A 4,417-nucleotide genomic window follows, 5' to 3' on the forward strand; every position below is an offset into this window, starting at 1 on the left:
CTAAGGGGATTACAAGAAAAAACGGCATTGCGAGAGACAGTAGCAGCAAAGCTCCGACTACGTTGATGACTCCGTTACCAACTGAATGTCCTTTTCGGTAGCCACTGCTCTTATGCTCAACTTTCGACGTCATACAAATTTCGCGGACCTGCTTCAGATGCAGTCTTCCCGACCACGGGATCGTTGAATTGGCTGCACCCTCTTCGCCGATCTCACACCGGAACCCTCCCATGCCGCGATATGCTCCAGTCCCGCCCGGGCAGCACGGAGATGTTTTTTTTATACCAGGGGCTAAATCAGCAACGGGCAGCGGCTTTCGGCTACCAGCGAACTCTAACTGAGTGCCTTTGTGTACAAGGGCTGACATTTGCTTACCTCGACGCGGTCTGCAATGAGCAGGTTCACCGGAACTTGAAGCTGAAGCCCTAACGCGTTTGGGGACGCTCACGACTTAAGGATAGACGGTTTATCGGCTTACGCCAATCTCTTCACGAAAAACATGATCACGGGGGGGCGAACACTTGCCTTAGTAGTTCTCTCGGACAACTGCCATCTGATCCGATCTTCCCAGGCTGACGCCGTAAAGGAAAGCAAATTGCAAGCCGTCTTCCAGAATCGAGCGTGGCAGGTGAGTCGGCAACCCGTTTGTTTGTTGTGTTTTTACAAGCGGGCACGAGACGAACCGACGGCAGGATGCCGAATGTGACCTGTATCGCTCGATGAAGTGCTGCAGAGACGCCCACCGATAGGCAAGTGCAGAGGGCTGCCATGCGCGGGAATAGCGTGGGTAAGATGCTGTCTCCAAAGACGAACGCGACGTGAGGACGTTCGTTGAGAGACACTGCGACCGCAAGCGCATCGCGGCTTGCTTCGCAGAACGCGAAACATCGGAAATCTGAGTGGTCGGGGTGAGAGGATTCGAACCTCCGGCCCCTGCCTCCCGAAGGCAGTGCTCTACCAGGCTGAGCTACACCCCGATAACTTGACTCAAGCGCATGGTGATGCTGCTTGATGACTTGCCTGTCTCACTGGCAACCGTTGCAGCGGCCCGTTTTCTCCAATATTCCGCTTCTGGCTAAAGCGTTTTCATGCCTGTCAACTCGCTGAGCCGCTAGGCTTCTCGATCGCTCGTAGAAGTCGATCGCTAGTAGGTCCGGGCTACCGAGAAGTCTGCTGTGGCCGCTAAGGAGTCACGACTGGGCGAGTCCGGAACGGCATTCAGGGCCTGTTTTGCTGCCTCGGCATGCCAGCGAGCAAGCTCGACAGTATAGTCGATCGCTTTGGTGTCGACAATGGCTGCGACGACATCGTCGATATGCTGCCGCCCGCCTTCCTCGATGGCTTGACGAAGGCGCTTGCGCTGGATCTCCGTGCCGACCTCCATCGCCCGGATGACCGGCAGGGTCGGCTTGCCTTCGTCGAGATCATCGCCGATCTGCTTGCCGATGGTGCCGTCGTCCGACATGTAATCGAGCGCGTCATCGACGAGCTGGAAGGCGATGCCGAGGTGCAGCCCGTAGCTTGCCATGGCAGCCTCGACCTCGGGATCGGTCTCGGCGAGCACCGCGCCGAGCCGGGTGCCAGCCTCGAATAGGGTCGCCGTCTTGCGCTGGATCACTTCCATATAGCGCGTTTCGTCGGTATCCGCGTCGTTGGCATTGAGCAGCTGCAGCACCTCGCCCTCGGCGATCCGAGCGGTGGCTCTTGCCATCACCTCCATGATGCGGAGGTTGCCGACATCAACCATCATCTCGAAGGCGCGCGCATAGAGAAAATCGCCGACCAGGACGCTTGCCTCGTTGCCCCAGACGGTGTTGGCCGTATCGCGGTTGCGGCGCAGCTCGGAGCCGTCGACAACGTCATCATGGAGCAGCGTTGCAGTATGAATAAACTCGACGATCGCCGCCGCGTCCAGATGCCGATTGCCGGGGTAGCCGCAAGCGCGCGCGGCCAGCAGCACGAGCAGCGGGCGCAGGCGCTTGCCTCCACTGCTAACGATGTAGTGGCCGATTTGGTTGATGAGCACGACGTTCGACTGCAGGCGATCGACGATCAGGCTGTCAACGGCCTTGACGTCTTCGACCACAGGCGACCGAATCTGAGAAAGATCCATGAAGCGGCATCTACTGCTGGTAAGGCCGGCGAATGCTAGGTTCGCACCGGAAGGCTGTCAAGCGTCCGCACGCCGCCGAGCGCGCAGGAGGTCGGGGAGCGCCCGCAACGTCCGTTTCGGTTGCGCCTGATCTGAGGCTACCCTGCGCGAATCCCTCCCGTTTGCTCACGACAGGCGGCGGAGGCCTGTTTGTCGAGAGCGCCGGCAACGCTATCGATTGGCCTTTCAGGCGGTTTTTGGGCGGCGCCAGGTCCGCGCCACTGCCGATTTGCGCTGCCCCGACAGCCGACAATTCTTGAATTCGCCTTTCAGCGGCGATCGCTATCAGCCGTCTCAAGGCTCGTGCGTCAGGACTCGGACCGAGATCAAGGCTTTGACGGCCAAGGTCCCATACGGCATACTAGGGGGTCTTGCGCGGCGAGCAGGCGCAGTGACTGAGCAGCCAGTGCTGGCACCTGCTGACCTGACCAGCCCTCGCCGGTCAACCGAATTCTCTCTAGCTCCGAGGCATCTCGACTCGTTATGTACGCAATCATTGAAACTGGCGGTAAGCAGTACCGCGTCGCCGAGGGCGATCTCGTGACCGTCGAGAAGCTCGACGCCGACCAAGGCAGCACCCTTGACATCCCGCGCGTGCTGATGCTCGCTGAAGGCGACTCGGTGCAGGTGGGTAAGCCCTATCTGGACAGCGCCAAGGTCACGGCTGAGGTCGCGGCCCACGGTAAGCACGACAAGGTGCGCATCGTCAAGTTCAAGCGGCGCAAGCACCACCTGAAGCGGCAAGGTCACCGCCAGCTCTACACCCAGCTCAAGATTACCGGCATTAGCAACGGCTGACCATCCTGCAGGATTGGCAGCGCGACGGAGACACCTCTCATGGCACATAAAAAGGCAGGCGGCAGCTCACGTAACGGCCGCGATTCAGAGTCGAAACGACTCGGCGTGAAGCGCTTCGGCGGGCAGACCGTCGCGGCCGGCAGCATCCTCGTGCGCCAGCGCGGCACCCGCTTCCACGGCGGCGTCAACGTCGGCTGCGGCCGCGATCATACCCTGTTCGCCCTCAAGGATGGCGTGGTGCGCTTTGAGGTCAAGGGGCCGCGCAACCGCAAGTTCGTCAGCATCGATCCTGTCGAAGCCAGTGCGTGAAATTCGTCGATGAAGCGGAGATCCGCGTCGAGGCCGGTGACGGTGGCAATGGCTGCGTCAGCTTCCGCCGCGAGCGCTTCATCCCGAAAGGTGGGCCTGACGGCGGCGACGGCGGCGACGGCGGCAGCATCTATCTGGTCGCCGATCCGGGTCTGAACACCCTAGTCGATTTTCGCCATTCGCGGCGGCACCGTGCCGAGCGCGGCCGCGACGGGATGGGTCAGAACCGAACCGGCCGCAGCGGGCAGGACAAGCTGATCCAGGTACCACTTGGTACCCGCGTTATCGATACCGAGACGGACGCGCTCATTGGTGAGGTCATCACCGCCGGGCAGCGCCTGCTCGTCGCCCGCGGTGGCTTACACGGCATCGGCAATGCGCGCTACAAGTCGAGCACCAATCGCGCCCCGCGGCAGTCCAAGCCCGGCACACCGGGCGAGCGGCGCGTCCTCAAGCTCGAGCTCATCCTGCTCGCCGATGTCGGGCTGCTCGGACTGCCGAATGCCGGCAAGTCGAGCCTGATTCGTCAGGTCTCCAGTGCTCGGCCTCGCGTCGCCGACTATCCGTTCACGACGCTTCATCCCAATCTCGGCGTGGTCAGCCTCGGGCCGCGGCAGAGCTTCGTGATCGCCGATATCCCCGGCCTGATCGCTGGTGCCGCCGAGGGCGCGGGCCTCGGCACTCGATTCCTCAAGCACCTGAGCCGGACGCGACTCCTGCTGCACCTGATCGATATCGCCCCGCCCGAAGGCAGCCCCGCCCCGCTCGAGCAGGCACAGATCATCGTCGATGAGCTCAACGCCCATGGCGGCGATCTGGCCGAGAAAGAGCGCTGGCTGGTGCTGAACAAGACCGATCTACTCGACTCAGCGCAGGCTGCCGAGGCGCAGCGCGCTCTAAGTGACGCACTCCGTTGGGATGGCCCGGTGTTTCTGATCTCGGCGGTCACAGGTGCCGGCACCGATGCCCTGGTCGGCGCGCTGATGCAGCGCCTAAGAGAGCTCCAGCATCCGTTTGAGTCGCAGCCGGACGAGACACCGAGCCAAGGCCACGAGCCAAACTCTGTTAAGAGCGGGGATCTTGGCCAGGGTGACAGCCAGGGTGATAGCCGGCGCGATGATCCACAGCAGGACAGCCCGCGTGTCGTTGGCGATGATC

The 4,417-nt window shown here is 61.7% G+C and carries 5 protein-coding genes and 1 tRNA gene; 3 read left to right on the forward strand and 3 right to left on the reverse strand.

Features of this window, described 5'->3' with window-relative positions; all coding sequences use genetic code 11:
* The 3 genes from ACY693_RS15625 to ACY693_RS15635 form a co-directional block, all read right to left on the reverse strand.
* Window positions 1-367: hypothetical protein (locus ACY693_RS15625; protein ID WP_462322740.1), on the reverse strand; the 367-nt coding region annotated here is incomplete at its 3' end.
* A gap of 533 nt (window positions 368-900) precedes the next feature.
* Window positions 901-977, reverse strand: a tRNA-Pro gene (locus tag ACY693_RS15630).
* Between the two features lie 167 nt (window positions 978-1,144).
* On the reverse strand, window positions 1,145-2,113 hold the full coding sequence (locus tag ACY693_RS15635; RefSeq protein WP_462322741.1) for a polyprenyl synthetase family protein: 969 nt from the start codon (window positions 2,111-2,113) through the stop codon (window positions 1,145-1,147).
* 522 nt (window positions 2,114-2,635) lie between these two features.
* Here ACY693_RS15635 and rplU point away from each other — a divergent pair.
* The 3 genes from rplU to cgtA all read left to right on the forward strand — a co-directional run.
* Window positions 2,636-2,950, forward strand: coding sequence for a 50S ribosomal protein L21 (gene rplU / locus ACY693_RS15640; RefSeq protein ID WP_462322742.1), 315 nt, complete (start codon window positions 2,636-2,638; stop codon window positions 2,948-2,950).
* A gap of 39 nt (window positions 2,951-2,989) precedes the next feature.
* Entirely contained in the window at window positions 2,990-3,259 is a 270-nt protein-coding gene (gene rpmA / locus ACY693_RS15645) for a 50S ribosomal protein L27 (RefSeq protein WP_462322743.1), read from the forward strand.
* Window positions 3,256-4,417, forward strand: a 1,162-nt coding sequence (cgtA, locus tag ACY693_RS15650; RefSeq protein WP_462322744.1) for an Obg family GTPase CgtA, incomplete at its 3' end; no start/stop codon positions are given. The genes rpmA and cgtA, both read left to right, overlap by 4 nt.

The organism is Halochromatium sp., from assembly GCF_054919635.1.